At 38.4% G+C, this 24,299-nt stretch carries 21 protein-coding genes; 7 read left to right on the forward strand and 14 right to left on the reverse strand.

Translation table 11 applies throughout. The features are described 5' to 3' along the window. The 6 genes from J2T03_RS05800 to J2T03_RS05825 form a co-directional block, all read right to left on the reverse strand. A complete protein-coding gene (locus J2T03_RS05800) occupies window positions 1-771 on the reverse strand; it encodes an isocitrate lyase/PEP mutase family protein (RefSeq protein ID WP_307210020.1) in 771 nt (256 codons plus the stop codon). Between the two features lie 121 nt (window positions 772-892). Then, the gene (locus J2T03_RS05805; RefSeq protein ID WP_307210021.1) at window positions 893-2,065 is read right to left on the reverse strand and encodes a serine hydrolase domain-containing protein; all 1,173 of its coding nucleotides are present in this window, start codon (window positions 2,063-2,065) and stop codon (window positions 893-895) included. 201 nt (window positions 2,066-2,266) lie between these two features. Then, a complete protein-coding gene (carB, locus tag J2T03_RS05810; protein ID WP_306845840.1) occupies window positions 2,267-5,446 on the reverse strand; it encodes a carbamoyl-phosphate synthase large subunit in 3,180 nt (1,059 codons plus the stop codon). 45 nt (window positions 5,447-5,491) lie between these two features. After that, window positions 5,492-5,854 carry a four helix bundle protein gene (locus J2T03_RS05815; protein WP_306845838.1) on the reverse strand — a complete coding sequence of 121 codons (363 nt, stop codon included), beginning with the start codon at window positions 5,852-5,854 and terminating at the stop codon, window positions 5,492-5,494. Window positions 5,855-5,864: 10 nt separating this feature from the next. Next, a complete protein-coding gene (locus J2T03_RS05820) occupies window positions 5,865-6,947 on the reverse strand; it encodes a carbamoyl phosphate synthase small subunit (RefSeq protein WP_307210023.1) in 1,083 nt (360 codons plus the stop codon). A 76-nt stretch (window positions 6,948-7,023) separates the two neighbouring features. Beyond that, window positions 7,024-7,920, reverse strand: a complete 897-nt coding sequence (locus J2T03_RS05825) for an aspartate carbamoyltransferase catalytic subunit (RefSeq protein WP_307210025.1) — start codon at window positions 7,918-7,920, stop codon at window positions 7,024-7,026. A 241-nt stretch (window positions 7,921-8,161) separates the two neighbouring features. On the opposite strand from J2T03_RS05825, the gene J2T03_RS05830 reads away from it, so the two are divergent. Beyond that, window positions 8,162-8,623 carry an Lrp/AsnC family transcriptional regulator gene (locus J2T03_RS05830; RefSeq protein ID WP_040996232.1) on the forward strand — a complete coding sequence of 154 codons (462 nt, stop codon included), beginning with the start codon at window positions 8,162-8,164 and terminating at the stop codon, window positions 8,621-8,623. Between the two features lie 185 nt (window positions 8,624-8,808). Here the strand turns inward: J2T03_RS05830 and argH are convergent, their stop codons facing one another. From argH to J2T03_RS05870, 8 genes are all read right to left on the reverse strand, one after another. Then, complete coding sequence (gene argH, locus J2T03_RS05835; RefSeq protein ID WP_307210027.1) at window positions 8,809-10,113, reverse strand: argininosuccinate lyase; 1,305 nt, start codon at window positions 10,111-10,113, stop codon at window positions 8,809-8,811. Window positions 10,114-10,359: 246 nt separating this feature from the next. Continuing rightward, the gene (locus J2T03_RS05840; RefSeq protein ID WP_307210029.1) at window positions 10,360-11,442 is read right to left on the reverse strand and encodes a M20 family metallo-hydrolase; all 1,083 of its coding nucleotides are present in this window, start codon (window positions 11,440-11,442) and stop codon (window positions 10,360-10,362) included. Then, the gene (gene argB, locus J2T03_RS05845; protein ID WP_307210031.1) at window positions 11,417-12,211 is read right to left on the reverse strand and encodes an acetylglutamate kinase; all 795 of its coding nucleotides are present in this window, start codon (window positions 12,209-12,211) and stop codon (window positions 11,417-11,419) included. Before argB ends, J2T03_RS05840 begins: the two co-directional genes overlap by 26 nt. A 54-nt stretch (window positions 12,212-12,265) precedes the next feature. Further along, window positions 12,266-13,225, reverse strand: coding sequence for an N-acetylornithine carbamoyltransferase (locus J2T03_RS05850; RefSeq protein WP_307210033.1), 960 nt, complete (start codon window positions 13,223-13,225; stop codon window positions 12,266-12,268). Between the two features lie 54 nt (window positions 13,226-13,279). Next, window positions 13,280-14,419 carry an aspartate aminotransferase family protein gene (locus J2T03_RS05855; RefSeq protein ID WP_307210035.1) on the reverse strand — a complete coding sequence of 380 codons (1,140 nt, stop codon included), beginning with the start codon at window positions 14,417-14,419 and terminating at the stop codon, window positions 13,280-13,282. A 112-nt stretch (window positions 14,420-14,531) separates the two neighbouring features. Beyond that, entirely contained in the window at window positions 14,532-15,494 is a 963-nt protein-coding gene (gene argC, locus J2T03_RS05860; protein WP_307210037.1) for an N-acetyl-gamma-glutamyl-phosphate reductase, read from the reverse strand. A 61-nt stretch (window positions 15,495-15,555) separates the two neighbouring features. Then, window positions 15,556-16,749 (reverse strand): argininosuccinate synthase, encoded by a 1,194-nt coding sequence (gene argG, locus J2T03_RS05865; RefSeq protein ID WP_306845823.1) that lies wholly within the window; start codon window positions 16,747-16,749, stop codon window positions 15,556-15,558. Continuing rightward, a complete protein-coding gene (locus J2T03_RS05870; protein ID WP_306845822.1) occupies window positions 16,718-17,323 on the reverse strand; it encodes a GNAT family N-acetyltransferase in 606 nt (201 codons plus the stop codon). The genes argG and J2T03_RS05870 overlap by 32 nt, the downstream gene beginning before the upstream one ends. Before the next feature lie 160 nt (window positions 17,324-17,483). Between J2T03_RS05870 and J2T03_RS05875 the strand changes: the two genes are divergently transcribed. From J2T03_RS05875 to J2T03_RS05900, 6 genes are all read left to right on the forward strand, one after another. After that, entirely contained in the window at window positions 17,484-17,900 is a 417-nt protein-coding gene (locus J2T03_RS05875; RefSeq protein ID WP_306845821.1) for an IS1/IS1595 family N-terminal zinc-binding domain-containing protein, read from the forward strand. Between the two features lie 160 nt (window positions 17,901-18,060). Beyond that, window positions 18,061-19,440 carry a porin gene (locus tag J2T03_RS05880; protein WP_306845820.1) on the forward strand — a complete coding sequence of 460 codons (1,380 nt, stop codon included), beginning with the start codon at window positions 18,061-18,063 and terminating at the stop codon, window positions 19,438-19,440. Between the two features lie 49 nt (window positions 19,441-19,489). Further along, the gene (locus tag J2T03_RS05885; RefSeq protein ID WP_307210039.1) at window positions 19,490-21,070 is read left to right on the forward strand and encodes an MFS transporter; all 1,581 of its coding nucleotides are present in this window, start codon (window positions 19,490-19,492) and stop codon (window positions 21,068-21,070) included. A gap of 43 nt (window positions 21,071-21,113) precedes the next feature. After that, window positions 21,114-21,341 (forward strand): DUF6814 family protein, encoded by a 228-nt coding sequence (locus J2T03_RS05890; protein WP_034743685.1) that lies wholly within the window; start codon window positions 21,114-21,116, stop codon window positions 21,339-21,341. 72 nt (window positions 21,342-21,413) lie between these two features. After that, window positions 21,414-21,608, forward strand: a complete 195-nt coding sequence (locus tag J2T03_RS05895) for a hypothetical protein (RefSeq protein WP_306845816.1) — start codon at window positions 21,414-21,416, stop codon at window positions 21,606-21,608. Beyond that, window positions 21,601-24,297 carry an ATP-binding protein gene (locus tag J2T03_RS05900; RefSeq protein ID WP_307211078.1) on the forward strand — a complete coding sequence of 899 codons (2,697 nt, stop codon included), beginning with the start codon at window positions 21,601-21,603 and terminating at the stop codon, window positions 24,295-24,297. The genes J2T03_RS05895 and J2T03_RS05900 overlap by 8 nt, the downstream gene beginning before the upstream one ends. Window positions 24,298-24,299 lie beyond the last annotated feature (2 nt).

The following is a 24,299-nucleotide window of genomic DNA, read 5'->3' on the forward strand; positions in this document are numbered from 1 at the left end:
TTAAAAAATTGGGGAAAAACTCCCGGTCTCACCAATGTTTTTTAGTGCAGTTTCTAATTGTCCATAAATATAACCATTTAAGAAATTTCCGGATGAAACTCTTTTAACGCCCAGCCTTTTAAGGGTGTTAAAATCCGGAAGTTCAGGCATAGCCATGACACTGAACGGAAGTCTTGCAGTACCGGTAAGGCGTTCAATATCCTGTATTTCAGTGATGCAAGGAACAAAAATCCCGTCCGCTCCCACTTCTTCTATGATCTTCATCCGCTGCAAACTTTCTTCTGTTGCATTGTCTACACCGAGCAGAAACGGATCGATCCTGACATTGATGAAAATTTCAATATTCTGGTCTTTTAGTTTTTGGATAACTGCATTTAATTTATTAAAAAAATCGTCTGGACTTAATAATTTTCTTCTACCGTCAATAATGACACTATCCTCAATATTGATCCCGACAACACCAGCTTCTGCCAGCCTGGAGATGTTTAGTACAATCTCGTCAGCAGTTTTTCCATATCCACCTTCCAGGTCTACGGATAACGGAATTGATATGGATTTTAAAATTCTTTCAATGATATAAAAATATTCATCAAAGCTTATATTCTCGCCGTCTTCATATCCCAAGCTGAATGCTACAGCCGAACTTGAAGTTGCTATTGCTTTATAGCCCAATTTTTCATAAACCTTGGCGCTCTGGACATTCCAAACATTTCCTATCAATAACGGATCATTCTGCTGATGCAGCTCTCTGAATTTCTGAATTGCTGTCATTTTAATTTTTTATCAAAAGTAGTATGGATCCTGATTTTATGCAACCGAAAAACGGACAAGTATTTTTATATGATACAGCTCCGCAAGAAAATTACGGCTTAAAAGTTTTGCTCATATCAAATTATCCTTTCCCCAGTTTTCTTAAAATTGATTTTGCCCAGGCAGCATACATTGGATTTCTCATATCATCTTTCCAGTTAGAGCCATTGCAGAGAATTACCAGACCGCTTTTGGTGGGCATATGCAAAAACATAGAAGCGCACCAACCGTCGTTTTCACCTGTGTGACCAACAGTCTGAAGATTTTCAAGATTGAAGAACCGATATCCGAGACCGCTTTCTCCTTCACTGGAGCCTGGTTGGACACGTTGTTCCATCAATCGTATCGTTTCAGGTTTTAAAACTTTATTTAATTCTTTTGGATCAGCTGTGATGGATAATTCAGCAAAACGGGCAAAATCTAAAATTGTTGTCTGCAATCCTGCAGCAGCCTGTTCGGTAAATATTCTGTTTTTTATAGGTTTTCCCAATGTATCATAAGCTGTGGCGGAATTTGCTTTCATTTCTTCTGTCCATTCATAGTTACTCTGATTTAATCCCAAAGGCTTAAAAACATGTTTTTTCATATATTCGGCGAAATTTTCTTTGGTTCTTTCTTCAAGTAAAAGCTGTGCAAGAGTGTATCCGCCTCCGGAATATTTCCATTTTGTTCCGGGTTCCATGATAACGCTTACACTTTCCCTGTTTCTTTTTGTTTTTCCCGACAGGGATTCTTCTAATGATAAAAGTTTAGCTCCCTGTTCAGAACCTCCATATCCATGAACGGAAAGCCCTGCGGTATGGCTTAGAATCCGTCTAAGGGTAACTTTTGAAATATCAAATGAGGATTGTGGCAGTTTCCAACGGGTTAAGTATTGATTAACAGGGTCATCCAATTTAACCAGCTTTTTTTCTGTTAATTGCATGAACCCCCACGCAGCGACTACTTTTGAAACAGAGCCAACGTTAAAAATCGTCTGGTTTGTTACTGGTTTTTTGCTTGCTACATCAGCATATCCTATGCATTGTATCCATGCAACTCTTCCATTTTCAATCACTGCAACAGCTACTCCGGGAACATTACTTTTTTGGGTATACTCTAAACCGAGTCTTTGGATTTCTTTATAGAGCGAGTCTGTTTTTTCAAGCATACCGCCAGTATTAGGCTCTACCGCAATACGCTTTGCAGAAGCACAGGAAAAAAGAATTCCAATACATGAAATAGTACATAAGAAATTAGATTTGATGTTTATCATTTGGAGGGTATTTATTAATATTCAGACGCTTCAATTCTTTAGAATTTTGCTAGCATTCCATATATATGCAATGTACACATTTCACCTATAACCATCTTTCTAATTCATACAAATTTCTATAATCAGCTGATATTTAATTTTTTCAAACAAAAACCCCGCAAGAAAACTCACGGGGTTCGAATATATTTTTTGGTTCCGAAATTACATCGTCTCCATTTTGAAACTCATACTTTCAATGACTTTCAGGATAGCTTCTACCGTGTCCATGGATGTAAGACAAGGTACGCCGTTTTCCACACTCATTCTTCTGATCTGGAATCCGTCTCTTTCTACCTGCTTGCCTTTGGTCATGGTATTCACTACATACTGTACTTTTCCTTTTTGGATCAGGTCGATAAGATTCACATCGTCTTCTCCTATTTTGTATCCTATTTTACAAGGAATCCCTTTTTCTTCAAAGAATTTAGCAGTTCCTTCCGTTGCCCAGATTCTGAAACCCACTTCATGGAATCTTGACGCTAAATCCGCAGCTTCCTGCTTGTGTTTATCAGCAACTGTGAATAAAATTGATCCATGCATCGGAACTTTTCTTCCTGCTGCGATCAATCCTTTGTAAAGGGCTTTTTCCAGAGTGGTATCTTTCCCCATTACTTCTCCTGTAGACTTCATTTCAGGTCCCAGAGAGATGTCTACTTTCGTCAGCTTTGAGAAAGAAAATACAGGGACTTTTACATACACTCCTTCTTTTACAGGAACAAGACCGTTTTTATAGCCTAAATCTTTCAGTTTCTGTCCTAATATTGCTTTTGTAGCCAGATTAGCCATCGGAACTTCTGTGATTTTAGATAAGAAAGGAACTGTTCTTGAAGAACGTGGATTCACTTCGATCACATATACATTTCCTTCAAAAAGAACGTACTGGATATTCATTAAACCAATCACATTCAGTCCTTTAGCCAACCTTTGGGTATAATCTACCAGGGTATCGATTTCCTGCTGTGAAACATTCTGTGTAGGATATACTGCAATTGAGTCTCCGGAGTGTACTCCAGCTCTTTCGATATGCTCCATGATTCCCGGAATCACTACGGTTTCGCCGTCACAGATGGCATCGATCTCTATTTCTTTTCCGACCATGTATTTGTCGACCAAAACAGGGTGCTTAGGGCTTGCATCTACCGCATGCTCCATATAGTACGCCAATTCTGCTTCTGCATAAACGATTTCCATCGCACGTCCTCCCAATACGTAGCTTGGACGTACTAAAACCGGATAGCCGATCTCGTTGGCAATTTTTATTGCTTCTTCTTTTGAAGTGGATGTTTTGCCTAAAGGCTGTGGAATTCCCATTTCCTGAAGTGCCTTTTCAAATTTGTCTCTGTTTTCGGCTCTGTCAAGATCTTCCAGTGAAGTTCCAAGGATCTGTACACCGTGTGAAGCCAGTTTATCTGCAAGGTTGATCGCCGTCTGTCCTCCGAACTGAACGACAACTCCTTTTGGTTTTTCAAGCTCGATGATGTTCATTACATCTTCTTCCGTTAATGGCTCAAAGTATAATTTATCTGAGATGGAGAAGTCTGTAGAAACGGTTTCAGGGTTGTTATTAATGATGATGGCTTCATACCCCATTTCTTTGATTGCCCAAACCGAGTGAACCGTCGCATAATCAAATTCTACTCCCTGCCCGATTCTGATAGGCCCTGAACCTAAAACGATGATCTTTTCTTTATTGGAAACAACACTTTCGTTTTCTTCTTCGTAAGTTCCGTAGAAGTATGGTGTTTCGCTTTCAAACTCAGCGGCACAGGTATCTACCATTTTGTAAACCGGCATTACCCCGTTTTCTTTTCTGAAATTGAAAACTTCGCGCTGCTTCACTTCCCAAAGGTGGGCGATGTTCATATCTGCAAACCCTAATTTCTTAGCCTGAATTAAAGTTTCCTTATCAAATTTATTGGCAGCGATCACTTTTTCGAAATCAACCAGCTTCTTTAATTTCCAGATGAAGAATTTATCGATTTTGCTCCATTCCACAATCTGTTCCCAGTCGTATCCTTTTCTTAAAGCATCCCCGATGATGAATAATCTTTCATCGTCGCACACTCTGATTCTTCTTTCTATTTCTTCAGCCGTTAATGCTTCAGCCTGTTTTGTTTTTAATCCTAAATGTCTGATTCCGGTTTCAAGGGAACGGATGGCTTTCTGTAAAGATTCTTCGAAATTTCTTCCGATGGCCATTACTTCCCCGGTTGCTTTCATCTGTGTAGACAGTCTTCTGTCCGCTGTTTCGAATTTATCGAACGGGAATCTCGGGAATTTCGTTACTACATAATCAAGAGCAGGTTCAAAACATGCGTATGTTTTTCCTGTTACCGGGTTCATAATCTCGTCAAGCGTTAATCCTACTGCAATTTTTGCTGCAATTTTCGCAATCGGATATCCTGTCGCTTTACTTGCCAGCGCTGATGAACGGGAAACCCTAGGATTCACCTCGATGATATAGTAGTCGAATGAATGGGGGTCTAAAGCCAGCTGTACATTACATCCTCCTTCAATTCCCAAGGCTCTGATGATCTTTAGGGAAGCGTTTCTCAGTAACTGATACTCTCTGTCAGAAAGTGTCTGGGAAGGTGCCACTACGATAGAATCTCCCGTGTGAACTCCTACCGGATCTATATTTTCCATGTTACAAACCACAATTGCATTGTCGTTGGCATCACGCATTACTTCGTATTCAATTTCTTTAAAACCTGCAATTGATTTTTCGATAAGACACTGTGTAACAGGACTATACTTCAGTCCCAATTCTGCAATTTCTTTCAGTTCAGCTTCCGTAGAGGCGATACCGCCTCCAGTTCCTCCCATCGTAAAGGCAGGACGAACAATCACCGGATAACCGATCTCATCAGCAAAACGGATCGCTCCTTCTACTGTAGTCACAATGTCTGATTCCGGAACCGGCTCGTTCAGTTCTCTCATCAGTTCACGGAAAAGGTCTCTGTCTTCTGCTCTGTTGATCGCAGAAAGTGTAGTTCCTAATACTTCTACCTTACATTCTTCAAGAATTCCTGATTTTTCCAGTTCTACCGCCATATTCAGACCCGTCTGACCTCCCAATGTCGGTAACAAGGCATCCGGACGTTCTTTTCTGATGATGTGGCTTACAAACTGAAGAGAAATCGGCTCGATATATACTTTATCCGCGATTTCTACATCTGTCATAATGGTAGCAGGGTTTGAATTAATCAAAATCACCTTGTAGCCTTCTTCTCTCAAAGACAGGCAAGCCTGCGTTCCTGCGTAATCAAATTCAGCTGCCTGACCGATGATGATGGGTCCTGAACCGATTACTAAAATTGTTTTTATATCGTTTCTTTTCATAGGTTTAAAATGTAACAATTTATCAATCTAACAGTGTAACAATGTTTACAAACCGTTTTCCTTTGATAAACTTGTGCTTAAAATTTTATAAATAATTTTTCCAATTTCTATAATCTGCGTTTCCAACTTATCGTCAAAGGGATAATTTTTGGAGTGTTTACACAGATATAACCAATATTTTGTTTCTTCAAGTTCTTTGGCTGCAATTTTTATTTTATTCACAAAATCTTTTTTACTATAAGGATTCTGCGCTTCAAAAGAATTTGCACCGATACTTGTTCCTGAACGTAATAACTGTTTAGCAATGACAAATTTCTTATGTTGCTCCAATAATTCGCAAAACTCAATAATATCTAAAGAGAATTTCACTGTTTTTTCAATTAAAGGATTGTTTTCGAAATTGATCATTTAATTATTGTTAAACTGTTACATTTTTAAATTGGTACATTAAATGGATGAACTCATCAAACAAATAATTCGCATCTTCTGGGCCTGGGCTTGCTTCCGGGTGGTACTGAACGGAGAAGCAAGGGTGGATCTTGTGTTTCAAACCTTCATTGGTTCTGTCGTTTAGGGCGATGTGGGTCTCAATTAAGTCTGTTCTTTTAAGACTTTCCTGATCTACCGCATAGCCGTGGTTCTGAGAAGTGATGGATACTTTGTTTTTTTCAAGATCCAGTACAGGGTGGTTTCCTCCTCTGTGTCCGAACTTCAGTTTGAAGGTTTTTGCACCACAAGCCAAACCGATTAACTGATGTCCTAAGCAGATTCCGAAGATGGGAACTTTCCCTAATAATCCACGGATCATCTCTAATGCCTGAGGGTTGTCTTCAGGATCGCCAGGACCGTTTGAAAGCATAATTCCATCCGGATCCATTAACAAAATTTCTTCTGCTGTGGTGTCGTGGGAAACTACAGTGATATCACAGTTTCTTTGAGACAGCTCTCTGATAATCCCTAACTTGGAACCAAAATCCACCAGCACTACTTTAAATCCTCTACCAGGGTTAGCGTAAGGAGTTTTAGTAGAAACCATTTCTACCTGGTTGGTAGGAAAAGTTGTAGATTTTAGCTCCGCTACCACCGCATTTTCGTCAGCATCAACATTTACAATCTTTCCTTTTACCACTCCGTAATTACGTAGAATCCTTGTTAGTCTTCTGGTGTCTATTCCTGAAATTCCTGAAAGATTTTTCTTTTTAAATAACTCATCTAAAGTGATCTGAGTACGGAAATTGGAAGGAAGATCGCAAAGCTCTTTTATGATAAGCCCTTTAATAGCCGGCTCGATACTTTCATAATCATCACGGTTAATACCATAATTTCCGATAAGCGGATAGGTCATGCAAACAATCTGACCGCAGTATGACGGATCGGAGATCAACTCCTGATACCCTGTCATTCCGGTATTGAAAACTACTTCTCCGGCAGTTTCCAATTCTGCTCCGAAACCTTCTCCATGAAACACTTCACCGGACTCCAGTATTAATTTTTTCTTCATTTTATTTATCTCTTTATTCTATTTTATTCTGTATAACTTATTTGTATAATGTCGGTTGTATAAAGTATTTTACCTTTTACAATTCCTTAAAGGTATATCCTTCTTTTTCCAGGGTTTCTTTCAAAATCGCCATTCTTGCGAATACACCATTCTGCATCTGTCTAAAAATTCTTGAACGTTCACATTCTACAAGGTCTGTATCAATTTCAACACCTCTGTTAATGGGAGCGGGGTGCATAATGATGGCGCCCTCTTTCATTGCTTTTTCTCTTTCTTTCGTAAGACCATATTTTCTGTGGTATTCGGAAGCGGAGTAACTCATTTTTGCATCATGTCTTTCGTGCTGGATTCTTAATAACATTAGCACATCTACCTCAGCGATTAACTGGTCAACCGGCAAATAAGTTCCATTAATCAAAGCACCTTCATCAAACCAGTCTTCAGGCCCGGAGAAATATACTTTAGCTCCTAATCTTCTCAGTGCTTCTGCATTGGAATTCGCTACACGGCTATGTTTCACATCTCCTACGATTCCTATTTTCAGACCTTCGAATTTTCCGAATTCCTGAAAAATCGTCATCAGGTCCAACATGCATTGGGAAGGATGGTTTCCTGTTCCGTCTCCTCCGTTGATTACCGGAATATTGATGTTTTTTAGCTCTTCAAAATACCTGTCTTTTTTATCTCTGATCACCACCAGATTTACACCCAGGCTTTCAATGGTTTTTACGGTATCATAAAGACTCTCCCCTTTATTTACAGAACTGTGGGAAGCATCAAAAGGTATTACCTGTAGACCAAGTTTTCTTTCTGCAATATCAAAACTTGTCTTTGTTCTTGTGCTGTCTTCGAAAAAAAGGTTTGAGCAGAAAATTTCTCCTTCAATTTTTGCAGTTTTCCCGTTGGCAAAAGCCAATGCTTCGGTCAGTATACTGTTGATTCTCTCTGTGCTTAGTTCTGTAATCGTAAACATAATTCTTAATTTTTGAGCATAAAAAAAGCGAAGACAAGATCTTCGCTAATAATAATAAATATCGTAAAGGGCGCTTTCGCCCGGTAAATCTAATGATATAAACACTCTTTTATTCATTAGGTGCAAAGATACAAAAATTTCACGAATCTACAAAACCAAAGTTTCAAATAAATTAAAACCTCTTTAATCTTCCCTTACTTTCATTTATAATTGATATTTTTGTTAAAACTCAAACTATTCTATGGATTTAAAAGACAAAATGATCCTCAGCATTATTCAGGAAGACTCTACTTTATCTGTTAAAGAAATTTCAGAAAAGATCGGTCTTACGTTTACTCCTACTTATGAACGTATCAAACAGCTGGAAAAACAGGGCATCATTGAAAAATATGTTGGTCTTCTAAACCGTGAAAAGCTGGGCCTGAATATTGTGGTCTACTGTAATGTCCGTCTTAAGGAGCAATCCCAGAAAGTACTGGAAACCTTTGAGAAAAACATTATGAAATATGATGAAGTCCAGGAGATCATCAGTCTTTCCGGCGAATATGATTATATGCTTAAGATCATTGCAAAGGATATTAATTCGTATAATGATTTCGCAGTGAATGTGATCTCAAACATTCCCAATATCGGGCAGTATCACAGCTCTATCGTGCTTCACGAGGTGAAAAAATCCACTAAATTTAAAATTGATCTGGAATAAAATTTATTAAGGTAATCTCCAATATCATTTACTGTTTCTCAATTGGGTAAAGCAAACCATTAAGACAGCTTTCCGGTTAAGATAAAATAGAGATCTCAAGGTAAAAGTAAGATTACAGGCTTACATTATCTTTTGATTTTTCTTAACTGCAGTTAAAAGTTTATATATCATTAATGGTTGATACGCTAACCCAATAATTTATTCTTCAGCTTGTTGAACTGATATTCTATTTTATCCAGACAAAGATTCCCTATACTTCCCTGATGACTATGATCAAGATTTTTAGCCTTAAACTCAAATTCATTATTTTCAATCTCCTGCCCTATTTTTACATAAGCATCACGGAATGAGCTTCCCTTTTTCACTTCTTCATTGATCTTCTCCACACTGAAAAGGTATTTATACTTCTCATCTTCCAGAATTCCATCTTTCACCTGAATATTCGGAAGGGTATAACTTAAAATTTCCAGACATTCTTTCAGCGAATCAATAGCCGGGAAAAGGATTTCTTTAGTCAGCTGTACATCTCTGTGATAGCCTGACGGCAGATTGTTTGTTAATAATATTAACTCATTCGGTAAAGACTGAATTCTGTTGCATCGCGCACGAACCAGTTCGAAAATATCCGGATTCTTTTTGTGAGGCATGATGCTGCTTCCGGTGGTAAATTCTTTTGGAAAGCTTATAAAATCAAAGTTCTGGTTTAAATACAAACAGACATCATAAGCAAACTTCCCAAGTGTTCCAGCTAAAGTAGCCATTGCCATCGACAGCATTTTTTCCGATTTCCCGCGGGTCATCTGTGCGTACACAGAATTATAGTTCATCGACTGAAAACCTAAGTTGTAGGTTGTACTTTCACGATCAATAGGAAAAGAGGAACCGTATCCTGCTGCTGAGCCTAAAGGATTCTTATTGATGATATTCTTCACCGAAAACAACAGTTCAACATCATCTAATAATGCTTCAGCATACGCTCCAAACCACAATCCAAATGAAGACGGCATTGCAATCTGAAGGTGGGTATAGCCCGGAAGCAGTATATTTTTATGCTGATCAGCTAATTTGATTAAAATTTGAAAAAATCTATCAGTCAGAGCTGTTATGTCACGAATCTCATCCAGCAGATAAAGTTTGATATCCAGTAAAACCTGATCATTCCGTGATCTTGCCGTATGGATCTTCTTTCCGGTATCGCCTAATTTTTCAATTAATATCGCTTCAACCTGAGAATGGATATCTTCCGCTTCTTTATCAATCTCAAATGTTCCGTTCTCGACATCTTTTAAAATATCTGCCAAAACAGAAAGCATCTGTTCTGATTCTTCACCGGAGATAATTCCGGTTTCTGCCAACATCTGACAATGTGCCATGGAACCTTTAACATCATATTTTGCTAAACGTTCGTCAAAGTCAAGATCTTTCCCGACTGTAAATTTGTTGACAAGTATATTGGTGGCCAGGTCGTCCTTCTGCCATATTTTTTTCATATTCTATTTTTTACAATATTCAATTCGTTTCAACCTGCCCAGCAGAGCATCCTTATTAATTAAACTATAAAAAAACATCTCCACATTCAAAAGCCTTTGTCTTTAATTTTCTTTTTTGCATAAATCTTTATTAAAAACTAAGCTTTATTGCCTGCTGAGCCTGGTTAAAACATTATTTTTAGATTAATAGATTTCAGACATCAGATATCAGACTGTTGAAAATCTGGTGTCTGGAATCTGATATCTTTATAAAACTTTTTCCAAGATCCTGATATAGACCTCAATTCCTTCTTCAATCTCTTTTATATAGATGTATTCATCCGCCGTGTGGGAACGCCTGCTGTCACCGGGACCTACTTTTACGGATGTGCACGGAATAATTGCCTGGTCAGACGATGTTGGCGAGCCATAAGTTGTCCTTCCAATTTCCAGACCTGCCTGAACAAAAGGATGATCCATTTCGATTTTTGAGGAATTTAACCTGAAAGATCTGGCTGCTAATGAAGATTTCATCTGTGACTGAATGATTTCAAAAGCTTCCTTATTGGAATATTCATCGGTAACCCTTACATCCAGGGTGAATGTGCAGGCTTCCGGAACTACATTATGCTGAACACCGGCATGAATACCTGACAATGTAACCTTAACTTCACCTAAATAATCTGAAACCTTAGGAAATTTAAAATTCAGAATATTCCGGAGATCTTCCATACATTTTACAATGGAGTTATCGTCATTCGGATGAGCAGCGTGAGAAGGAGTTCCTTTCATTTCCCCGTCTATGACCAAAAGTCCTTTTTCCGCGATCGCCAGATTCATCTGCGTGGGTTCTCCTACAATGGCGAGCTCTATGTTCGGAAGCTGTGGAAATAAGGCCTCAATTCCATCAAATCCTGAAATCTCCTCCTCAGCCGTCAAAGCAATAACTAAATTATATTTTAAATCTTCTTTCTCATAAAAATGTAAAAAAACCTGGACCATGGAAACCAGAGAAGCTCCGGCATCATTACTCCCCAATCCGTATAGTTTTCCGTCCTGCTCAACCGGGAGAAAAGGGTCTAATGTGTACGCTTTATTCGGCTTTACGGTGTCGTGATGCGTATTCAGCAGAATGGACGGCTTCAATGTGTCAAAATTTTTATTGACTGCCCAGATATTGTTTTTAAATCGTTTTGCAGGAATATGATGTTCCTTAAAAAAATTCTCAATTTCTACAGACGTATTGTATTCATCTTTGCTGAACGAAGGAATTGCAATCAGTTTTTTAAGCAATTCCACTGCCTGAGTCAGCAGCTCTTCTTTACTATAAACAGATTTCAGTTCCTCCATGATGGCTTTCTATATGTTTTTTTAATCGGTTTTCTTTAATTAAGAATACCTTGTTTACATTATTTTTTACTGCTCCGAGAGCATTTTCAAGTTTCGGCAAAATTCCTTTGTGCAGTTTCCCTGCTTCTTTTAATACAGAAAATTCTTCTGCGGATACACTTTTTATAACGGATCCGGGATCTTCAATATTTTCTAAAACTCCCTCTTTATCAAAACAATACAATAATTCCACATCATATTTTGAAGATAAAGCCTGAGCAATTACCGAAGCAATCGTATCTGCGTTTGTATTAAAAAGATTTCCTTTTTTATCATGGGTAATCGCTGAAAAAACAGGGACAAGTTTAAGTTTAATCAATTTTGAGATCAGTTTCCTGTTTACACTTTTCTTCTCAATATCTCCTACAAATCCGAAATCTATTTCTGCATGTTCTCTTTTTTTGGCTTTAATCAAATTCGCATCAGCTCCGGAAAAACCGATTGCCCTGCATTTTTTCTGCTGAAGTTTTGCCACTATATTTTTATTGATACTTCCTGCATACACCATTGCCACAATATCCAGCGTATCTTTATCCGTGATTCTCCGCCCGTTGATCATTTTTTGTTCAACGCCTAATTTATCAGCCAGAGTGGTTGCCAGTTTTCCGCCACCGTGAACCAAAATTTTCTTTTCCTTAATTTCAGAAAACTGTTCCAAAAATTCGTTCAATAATTCCTCATCATCAATTAAATTACCGCCGATTTTTATGATGTATAGTTTTTCTTTCATTGTAATCATTTTTGAAAATTCTTACCTCTTATCCTTGACGAGGGCTGATTTCCGTTATTTAGAATTCAATTCATCCAGAATCTCTGAAAAAACCGCCTGGGCAGAAAAAATCCGGTTTTTGGCCTGCTGATAGATGATTGAGTTATCTCCGTCCATCACTTCATCACTCAGTTCTACATTACGACGGACAGGAAGACAGTGCATTACTTTTGCCTGATTGGTATTTTCCAGTTTTTCTCCAGTCAGCATCCAGTTGTCTTTCACTTCCGGCATGGCTGCGTATTCATCAAAAGAGGACCAGTTTTTTACATAGATAAAATCTGCATCTTGTAAAGCTTCATCCTGATTATGGATAACTTTCACATCTTTTGTAAAGTTCTTATCCAAATCATAGCCTTTAGGATTAGCGATCACGAAATCAACATCCATTTCCTGTATCCATTCTGCAAAAGAATTTCCAACGGCCTGAGCAATAGGTTTGATATGTGGTGCCCAGGTCAGAACTACTTTCGGCTTACGTTCTTCCTTCCAGTTTTCTGTAATGGTAATACAGTCTGCCAGACTTTGCAGCGGATGTCGTGTTGCTGATTCCAGAGAAACCACGGGTACTTTTGCATGCTGCTCAAACTGGCTCAGGATACTTTCATTAACATCGTCTTCTTTAGATTTCATTCCTGCAAAACAACGTACTGCAATTATGTCACAGTATTGGTTTAATACTTCAATAGCATCTTTGATATGTTCAACAGTATCGCCATTCATTACGGCTCCGTCTGCAAATTCAAGGTTCCAGGCTTCCTGGGCTGCATTTAAAGTCAGAACATTCAATCCCAAATTCTGGGCTGCGATCTGGCTGCTTAAACGGGTTCTTAAACTTGAATTTAAAAATACAAGTCCTATGGTTTTCCCCTTTCCTTTTTCTGTTTCGGAATGAGGATTTTCTTTAATTTGTAAAGCTTTTTTTATGATTTCCTGTAAGTTTTCTACATCGCTTACAGAGGTGAATTTTTTCATTTGATGATTTTTTTCTTGTTAATTGAATTGTATAATCTCAATCCTATTTGTGATTTAAATCTTATCTAAAACCACTTTTAAGGCACTGACAAAAAGATCTGTCTCTTCTTGTCCGATATTAAGTGCCGGAAGGATCCTCAATACACTTTTATCATTGGAATTTCCTGTAAAAATGTGATGATCGTACAATAAACTTTTCCGCACTTCTGAACAGTCCTGATCCAGTTCTACTCCAATCATCAATCCTTTCCTTCGGATGGACTTGATATGTGGAAAGCCTTTCAATTCGTTTTCAATATAATTACCCATTTTCTGAGCATTTGCCATGAGATCTTCATCCTTCATAACATCCAGAACAGCAATTGCCGCTGCACAGGCTAAGTGATTTCCGCCGAAAGTTGTTCCCAGCAAACCATTGGTTGCCTGAAATTTTGGATGAATCAAAACACCTCCAATTGGAAAGCCATTCCCCATCCCTTTTGCAGTAGTGATCATATCCGGCTCTATTCCAAACTCCTGATGAGCAAAGAAATATCCGCTTCTTCCGTATCCCGACTGAACTTCATCAAGAATCAGTGCTGCATCATATTTTTCACACAGATCCTTAATTTTGGATAAAAATTCTACTGTTGGAATCATAATTCCGCCTACCCCCTGAATTCCTTCAATAATAACAGATGAAATTTCATTTCCCTGTGTTTCAAAAATCTCTTCAAGCTGTTTGATATCATTCCATTCAGATTTGATGAATCTTTCAGAAAAATTGACAGGGGCAACAATCTTTGGATTATCTGTCACAGAAACCGCCGCAGAAGTTCTGCCGTGGAATGATCCTGAGAAATAAAGCACTTTGCTTTTTCCGTTATGGAAAGAGGCCAGCTTCAATGCATTTTCATTGGCTTCAGCCCCTGAATTGCACAGAAAAAGGTTATAATTCTCATATCCTGAAAGCGTTCCCAGTTTTTCAGCCAGTTCAGTCTGTAATTCGTTCTGAACAGAATTTGAATAGAATGAAATTTTCTCCAGCTGCTGCTTTAATTTATTTTGATAATGCGGATGATTGTGTCCGATGGAAATCACGGCGTGACCACCATAAAAGTCAAGATATTTTTCTCCTTTGTCATCCCAAAGAAAAGAGCCCTTAGCTTTTACCGGATTTATGTTGAATAATGGATATACGTTGAATAAATTCATGTCTTGTTATAAATAATAATTGATAAATGATGAATGATTGTTGCGAGGTTCGAGCTGTCGGGCTTAAATTCACAATTGACTTATTGACTATTCACTTTATTAATCATTCACTTTAAAATGCTATAGGCTTTAGATTCAGTCCAAGATTTTCTTCCCATCCCATAGCGATATTCATGTTCTGTACCGCCTGCCCGGAGGCCCCTTTTAACAAATTGTCAATCGCTGAATGAATAACTGCCACATTTCCACTCTTTTCTATATGAATCACACAGCGATTGGTATTGACAACCTGCTTTAAATCAATTGCATGCTCGCTTACCTTTACAAAAGGCTCATTTTCATAAAAATCCTGATACAATTGACAGATATTTGAAAAAATTAAATCAGTTTTTACTGTTGAACTTGTAAAAATTCCTCTTGCAAAATCTCCTCTCCATGGAACAAAATTCAAATTGACATCTTTATGATTCAATGAAACTAACTGCTGTAAAACCTCATCTACATGCTGATGTGTCAGGGTTTTGTATGCCGAAATATTATCGTTCCTCCAGGTAAAATGTGTTGTTGCCTGTAAAGACTGCCCCGCACCTGTTGAACCTGTAATTCCGGTCGTATACACTTCATTTAACAGACCCTTTTCTGCCAATGGAAGAAGAGCCAGCTGAATGGCCGTTGCAAAGCATCCCGGATTGGCAATACTTTTTGCTCCTGACAGATTTTTTTTATTAATTTCAGGAAGCCCGTAGATAAAATTTCTGTTTCCAAAATTTCCATCCAGACGGAAATCATTTCCAAGATCAATTACCAGAGTCTCATCATTAACAGGATTTTGATTCAGCCAATTCTGACTTTCCTTGTGGGGAAGGCACAGAAATAAGATATCCACCTCTTCCGGTTGGTCTGTTAAAACCTGTTCACAGACCGCCGTTAAATCCGGGTACAAATCTGAAATTTTTGTCCCCGAATTGGAACGGCTATGTAAAAAACTCAATGTCACATTGGGATGAAAAGCTAGCACACGGACCAATTCGCTTCCTGTGTAGCCATTAGCGCCTACAATTCCTACTTTTTTCATTTTAATTTTTTTGATTGACAGGACTCGATCCTATCTCTGATTAAATTACTCCGCCGGAACTCTATTTTGAATTAATCTGGTGATATATATTTAAAGAATTGCTTACAATCTTTGTATATCCTTTTACATCTTCTCCTGTCCAGGCTCTGTTAGCCTCACCGTAACTTCCGAATTTATCAGACATCAGATCGTGCTTGGATTCAATTCCGTTTAAAACAAACCTGTATGGATGAAGGGTTACAAATACTTTCCCGCTGACCGTTTCCTGAGAATCCGTTAAGAAAGACTCGATATTTCTCATCACAGGATCTAGGAAAAGTGCTTCATGAAGCCAGTTCCCATACCAGTCGGAAAGCTGGGATTTCATCATCTGCTGATATTTTGAAAGCGTATGTTTCTCCAATAAATGATGGGCTTTGATGATCACGGATGCCGCAGCTGCTTCAAATCCTACTCTTCCTTTGATCCCAACGATTGTATCTCCAACGTGGATGTCACGGCCAATTCCGTAAGCAGAAGCCAGTTCTTCAATTTTCTGAATAGCATACACGGAGTGTTCAAAATTTTCTCCATTTACAGCTACAACCTCTCCATTTTTAAACTCAATTTCCAGTTCTGAAGGCTGAGTTTCTTTAATTTGTGATGGGAAAGCTTCTTCAGGAAGGTAATTTCTTGATGTCAGCGTTTCCTTTCCTCCTACCGAAGTTCCCCAAAGTCCTTTATTTACAGAATACTGAGCTTTACTGAATTCCATCTCATAGCCATGGCTTTTCAGGAATTCAATTTCTTCTTCACGGGACAAGCTCATATCGCGGATCGGTGTGATAATCTCTACTTCCGGACACATCACCTGGAAAATCAAGTCGAAACGGACCTGATCATTTCCGGCTCCCGTACTTCCGTGGGCAATAGCATCTGCACCGGTTTCCATGGCATATTTTGCAATTTCCTGCGCCTGAACGGTTCGTTCAGCACTCACAGACAGTGGATAGGTATTATTTTTCAGCACATTTCCAAAGATCAGATATTTTACACAGGAATTATAGTAATCTTCCTGAGCATCAACGCACCTGTATTCTTTCACCCCCAGATTGAAGGCTTTTTTCTCCAGTTCTTTTTCTTCTTCTTTAGAAAAACCTCCGGTATTTACAGTAACTGCATATACTTCATACCCCAGTGTTTCACTAAGATATTTGGCACAGTAAGAGGTATCCAAACCTCCGCTAAATGCTAAGACGACTTTCTTTTTCTCCATTGTAACAATCAATTTCGGACTGCTGAATTTCAGTCCCGTTCACTTTATTATTATTTTCAGGAACGAAAAGCATCGCTGTACACAGACAGTTCTTACGTTCCTTTTTCATTAAAATTTCATAGTTCACACAGTTCCTACAACCGTTCCAAAACTCTTCATCCTGAGTAAGCTCAGAATAGATCACCGGTTTATAGCCCAGATCACTGTTGATTTTCATGACGGCAAGTCCTGTGGTCAACCCAAACACTTTGGCATTCGGATATTTCTCTCTAGATAATTGGAAAACTCTATTCTTGATCAAAGTGGCCACTCCTCTGTTCCTGTAGTTTGGAGATACAATAAGTCCCGAGTTTGCTACAAACTGACCGTGTGACCAGGTCTCAATGTAACAGAACCCCACCCATTTGCCGTTTTCAGTAGCAACCACAGCATTGCCTTCTGAAATCTTTTTCGTTAAGTATTCGATGGAACGTTTTGCGATACCCGTTCCTCTACGCTGTGCAGAATCATACATTTCCTGCTGTATTTCACTCACATACATTAGATGTTCGCATGAGGAAATTTCTATTTCCATTTATTTATCTGAATTTTTTGGCAAATTTAAAGCATAATAACTTTAAAAACCAAATTAAAAAGATATTTTTTTTGTTTAAATAAAATATACAGGTAATTTTATCTTTATAAAAAATTATAACTTTGCTAAATTATTATATATTTGCTAAAAACCTATAGCTATGGAAAATAAGTGTCCGAAATGCGGTGGAAATATGCTTGTAAAAAGTGGGATCATTAATGAAAAACAGCGTTTTCTCTGCAAAAACTGCAAGTATTATTTCACTGTAAAAAAAATAGGGAAACAGATTGACGACTATTACGTCACCAAAGCTTTGCAGCTTTATCTCGAAGGGTTAAGCTTTCGTGAAATAGAACGGATTATCGGTGTTTCCCATGTCACCATAAGCTCCTGGATTAAGAAATACAACGTCACAAGACCACCTCATTCTGAATTCCATCCGGTCTATAAAATTCTAAAACAAAATGAATTACTTGAATATATTGCCAAGGAAGAAAATATCAAAAATTCCGGACTCATTATCACTCAGTTTGCGGATAAGTATATGCTGATTAAATGGGAGCGGTTTAAGAAGTAGAACCAAGATTCAAGACATAAGATTTCCGAAACTTAATTCTAAAAACCAGAGTATTACATTAAAACTATATACTTACCAATAATATATATTAAATTTTTGTAAATAAATTATTAATTACAATTTGGCTTTCACAAAAAACAACGCCAAAAATTGATAATTTATGAAGAAATTACTTTCATTTATTGGATTAGCCTTAATAAGCAGTTCTTTATATTCACAGGGTTCTCCTGATTACGGAGGCGGGTTAAAATTAAACCTCAATCCGGAAGGAGATAAGTACATTAGATTTATTTTATGGGACCAGTTCTGGCTCAGAAATACTCAAATGAACCCAGGAAGCATGGTAGCCAATGAAGCCGCCGACAACTCCTGGAGTCTCGGAAACAGAAGATTGCGTGCTTTAGTATATGCACAGATTTCTAAAAGATATATGATCCTGGCCCATTTCGGGATCAACAACCAGACATTCATTAATGGCGGAGCTACAGGCACTACAGGAACAGGGGGGTACGGAAATGGAAAGAAGCCACAGTTATTTTTTCATGACGCATGGAATGAATATGCAGTGATTTTACCTGGAGAAGCAGGAAAATTCAGTTTATCTTTAGGAGCAGGGCTCCATTACTACATGGGACTTTCCCGTATGACCATGGCCTCGACCCTGAATTTCCTTACCATAGACTCCCCTATTTTCTCATGGCCGTTAATAGATAATTCAGATCAGTTTGCAAGACAGCTGGGAATGTTCGCAAAAGGAAAATACGGAAAACTGGAGTACCGTTTCAGCTTAAACAAACCTTTTGCAACCGACCTGGTTCCGGTGAACGTTACAGATCCTTCAAGAGCTGCAGCCGTAGATAACAATGGAAACCCAAGCTTTTCAAAAGCCGGATATGTGGAATATCAATTCCTGGATGAAGAATCCAACACGCTTCCTTTCAAGGTGGGCTCCTATCTGGGAACAAAGAAAGTCTTTAATGTAGGCGCAGGTTTTTACCATCAGGCTGACGGGACAAGAACATCGGTCAATTCCAATATTGAAAAACACGACATCACACTTTTGGCAGTGGATGCCTTTGCAGACATTCCTTTGGGAAATGCAAAACACAAAATGGCCGTTTCTGCCTATGCAGGATATTATAACTACAATTTCGGACCTAACTACATAAGAAATCTGGGAACGATGAACATTGCAGCCAATGATCCTAATTTTGCAGGAGACAGAGCCATTGCAGGTCCCGGAAATCTACAGCCGATGATCGGAACAGGGAATGTGGTATATGCTCAGGCAGGCTTACTTCTTCCGAATCAGTCAGAAAAACCAAAAATCAGAATACAGCCTTTCGCGGCGTATACACATAAAAACTTTGAAGCATTCGACAAGTCTTCGTCTCAATTTGACGTAGGTGCCAACTGGTTCATAGATGGACACCATGCAAAAATTACTACACAATACTCTACAAGACCGGTTTACACCAATCCTACGGAAAGCCCTTCCTCAAAAGGCGAATTCATTGTACAGTTTCAAATTTATCTTTAAACACGTATGAATTTAATATCTTAATCCATTAACATCAAAACCAATCAACATGAGCGAAAATCACCACGAAAACTACGAGAATATGACCGACCGGCAGAAGAACCGCACCATCTGGAGCGTGATCACTGCCTCATCACTCGGTACTCTGATAGAATGGTATGACTTTTATATTTTTGGAAGTTTAGCAGTCGTTTTAGCGACTAAATTTTTTCCTGCCGACAATCCTACCGCTGCATTTTTATCTACACTGGCTACTTTTGCGGCCGGGTTTGTGGTAAGACCTTTCGGAGCTTTATTCTTCGGGAGACTGGGTGATATTATCGGAAGAAAATACACCTTTCTTGTAACGCTGCTGATTATGGGATTCTCTACTTTCCTGATCGGCTGTATTCCCGGATACGAAACCATCGGATTCATGGCACCGGTTTTAGTTTTAATCTTAAGGCTTTTACAAGGTTTAGCATTAGGAGGAGAATACGGAGGAGCGGCAACCTATGTTGCAGAATACGCACAGCCTCACAGAAGGGGCTACTGGACCTCGTGGATTCAAACTACAGCCACCGCAGGACTTTTTATTTCATTAATTGTCATCTTAATCACTAAAAACTCGTTATCTGCAGCAGAATTCGATTCCTGGGGATGGAGGGTTCCGTTCTGGATTTCAATTTTAATGGTAGGAGTATCTTATTTCATCAGAAAAAATATGAAAGAATCCCCGCTTTTTGCAAAGGCCAAAAGTGAAGGAAAAACATCCAAAAATCCATTAAAAGAAAGTTTCGGGAATAAATTCAATTTCAAATTTGTTTTACTGGCTTTGTTTGGTGCTGCCATGGGACAGGGAGTAATCTGGTATACCGGGCAATTCTACGCCATGAGCTTCCTTCAGAAAGTAATGAATATAGACTCAATGCAGGTTGATTATTTAATGGCAACTGCCTTATTAATGGGAACACCTTTCTTTGTCTTTTTCGGTTGGCTCTCAGATAAAATCGGACGAAAAGCAATCATGATGGCAGGTATGCTGGTTGCCATTTTAGCCTACAGACCTATTTACGACAGCATGTATAAAAGTGTAAATATTGAAGCTAAAACCATTGCAAGTGATGGGATCAAGGAGACAAGAAGCGCTGCAATCCATAAAGATATTGCATCGGACAGCTTAATTACATTTCACAAAGAAACTACATATACAGACGGAACTTTCATTAAAAAAGACAGCATTGTACACTGGTCTGCGGCCGGTCCTGTTATGAAAGACGGAAAAGCGGAAGAGCCAAAAGTCACAAAGTCGATTACACTGAACAATGATACAAGATGGTATCTGGTATTTCTGGTTTTCATTCAGGTAATTTTTGTAACTATGGTTTACGGCCCGATTGCTGCTTTCCTTGTTGAAATGTTCCCGGTAAGAATCCGATACACCTCGATGTCATTACCCTATCATATTGGAAACGGAGTATTTGGAGGGCTTCTTCCGGCTGTCGCAACTTACCTTGTAACTCAGGGGAAAGATGCGGGACATGCCACCTGGTATCTGGAGGGACTTTGGTACCCGATTGGGGTCGCGGGAGTCTGTTTAGTCATCGGATTGTTTTATCTTAAAAATAAGAATAATAATATTCACGATTAAGTACCTAATCACTTAATTTTTTACTAATTTTAAAACTACTAAAATGAACGGACTAAAGAAAATATTAGGCATACTCTGGATTGCAGTAGCTCTGGTGGTGGGATATTTCGGAACTACGGTTTTAGGAATTCCAAAGATCACTTCGGGAAAGCAGGAAGATCTGGTATTCGGGATCATCATCTTATTTGTGCTGATGCCGATCATTTCGGGCGGAATGGCTATTTTCGGATACTATTCGCTGATAGGAGAATATTCGGACGATAAGATTTAATTTTATAAAAGATAGATGATAATTGATGAGCGATAGGTTACTCATCAATTATCTTTTATCAATCATCATTTTATGAAAAAAAGACACGAACAAAAACTGATTATCCTGAGCATCGGACTGATGATGGCTTTCAGCATTCCTATTTCACTGCTTTTCAACAGTGAAAAAGATGTCTTCGGCTATCCGATGATTCTGATTTATATGTTCGTTGTCTGGATGATCTCCATCATTATTTCTTTTATAATTGTAAAAAGGTATGATGAGTAGTTTTGCGTTATTTGTTGTTGTTTTAGTCTACCTAGCCCTTTTGTTCTTAGTTGCCCACCTGGCAGAGAAGAAGAGAAGCAAAAGATGGGTCAACAATCCTTATATTTACGCATTGTCCCTTGCAGTATACTGCACGGCCTGGACGTACTACGGAAGCATTGGTGTAGCAGCAACAAGCGGCCTGAATTATCTGCCCATTTACATTGGCCCTATTATGATTATTCCTGCATGGATCTACATCAATACAAGGATTGTAAGAATTTCCAGAGTTAACAAAATCAGCAGCCTTGCCGATTTTATTTCTTTACGATATGGGAACAGCAGAAGCTTCAGTGCGATTATTACGATCGTCTGCCTGCTGGCCATCGTTCCCTATATCGGACTTCAGATCAAAGCTATTTCTGAAACCTTCCATTTGGTGACCAAAACTTCAATGTCCAACAATATACTGACTGACAACGCAACGTTTGTGGTTATATTAATAGCCTTGTTTTCCTCCTATTACGGAACCCGATATGTGGATGCCTCAGAAAAACGTCTCGGAATTATTTCCGCAATTGCCCTGGAAAGCTTTTTAAAGCTTTTCTTTATCATCATCCTGGGCATATTTGTTATTTACTTTGTATTTGACGGATTTTCAGATATCTATGAGAAAGCGAGTCAATTTGAGGATTTTAAAGAAAAAAATACTTTCAACGGTATTGAAGGTGCCATAAACTGGATGGTCTTATGCATGATTTCCGCCACAGCCATCTGCATTCTTCCAAGACAGTTTCACACCGCGATTATCGAGAACAGACAGGAAAAACACATCAAAACAGCGATCTGGTTTTTTCCTCTTTACTTATTAATATTCACCGTATTTATTTTCCCTATCGCATGGGGAGGAAGACTTATTTTCGATGGACAGCATGTAAACCCTGAGTTCTACTCTATTCTGATTCCCCAACATTTTGATAATACTTTAATTACGGTTTTTGTATTCCTCGGCGGCCTGAGTTCATGTATTTCCATGATCATCATTTCAGCCATTACGTTATCCATCATGCTTTCCAACAACCTCATCATTCCTTATGGTTTGTTGGGGAAATTCAAATCCGACAACGAGGTTCAGAATACAAGAAATATTACCAATATCAGAAAGTTCAGCATCTTTGCCCTGATCATTATGGCTTTTGTTTTCTATAAGTATTTTATTCTGAAAACATCACTCGATTCTGTAGGTCTGATTTCCTTTGTTGTAATTGCTCAATTGGCTCCTTCTTTTTTCGGAGCGATATTCTGGAGAAGAGGAAGTTATAAAGGTGCAGTAGCAGGACTTCTGGCAGGATTGGCGATCTGCTACTTCGGACTGATCATTCCGCAGTATTATTTCTCGTACAACCAGGAACTCAAAGGGATCATCCGTGAAATGTATGATGCGTTCACATTTTTTAATATTCCTTTTTTAAGCAGAATCTCCCAGATATTTTTCTGGTCTGTTTTCACGAATACAGCCCTCTTTACTATCATTTCCGTAAGCGTTAAAGGAAATTACCGGGAAAGAAATTTTGCAGAATTATATGTGGATATCGACAAACATATCTTAAATCATGAAAATGCTTTCGTTTGGCGCGGAACAGCCTATGTTTCAGATATTAAAAACATTCTGGAAAGGTTTTTAGGTAAAAATAAAACGGAGCAGGCTTTAAGGATCTTCAATTTAAAATATAATATTGATTCCAAAACAGAAACGGCAGACTCAAGGTTTATTAAATTCTCAGAAAACCTTCTGGCAGGAAGAATCGGAACTGCATCGGCAAAAATTTTAATTGAAGGGGTAACGAAAGAAGATAAAATATCTTTAAAGGAAGTTTTAAACATCTTAGAAGAATCTAAAGAAAACATTATCCTTAATAAAAAACTTACCGAGCAATCTGAAGAACTACAAAAGCTTTCTGATGATTTAAGAACAGCCAATGAAAATCTAATCGTTAAAGACCGTCAGAAAGACGACTTCCTGGATTCCGTCGCCCATGAATTAAGAACTCCTATCACCGCCATTCGTTCTGCGGGAGAAATTTTAGCGGACGATGATGATATTCCGTTCGATATCAAACAGGAATTCCTGAATAATATTATCACAGAATCCGACAGGCTCAGCGAGATCATCAACGATATTCTTTACCTCGACAAACTGGAGCACGGTGAAATTGCTTTAAACATTAAAGAAAACAATATCCTTGAAACATATAAAAAAGCTTTAAACCCGTTACTTCATCTGATACAGCAGAAAAACATCCATTTAAGCGAAGTCAATCTTCTGAATCAGACCGTATTTGAACATGATGAAGCAAAGATGATTCAGCTTTTCCAGAATATCTTCGGAAACGCTTTAAAATTTACTGATGACCAGGGAACCATACAAACCAAACTGTCTGAAAAAGAAGATCACGTGATTATTACCATTTTCAATACAGGAAGGCATATTCCTGAAGAGGATCTGGAAATGGTTTTCGACAAATTTTATCAGTCAAAGAACCAGAATATTTTAAAACCTACAGGAAGCGGACTCGGACTGGCTATTTCAAAAAAAATTGTACAGGCGCACAGCGGAACAATAAAAGCAGAAAACAGCGGTCTGGGCGTAACTTTTACGATAAGCATTCCTTACAGCATAACAAAAAATGAAGTTGAACCCAACCAATAACC

Origin of the sequence: Chryseobacterium lathyri, from assembly GCF_030812195.1 — a bacterium.
Taxonomy (GTDB): domain Bacteria; phylum Bacteroidota; class Bacteroidia; order Flavobacteriales; family Weeksellaceae; genus Chryseobacterium; species Chryseobacterium lathyri_A.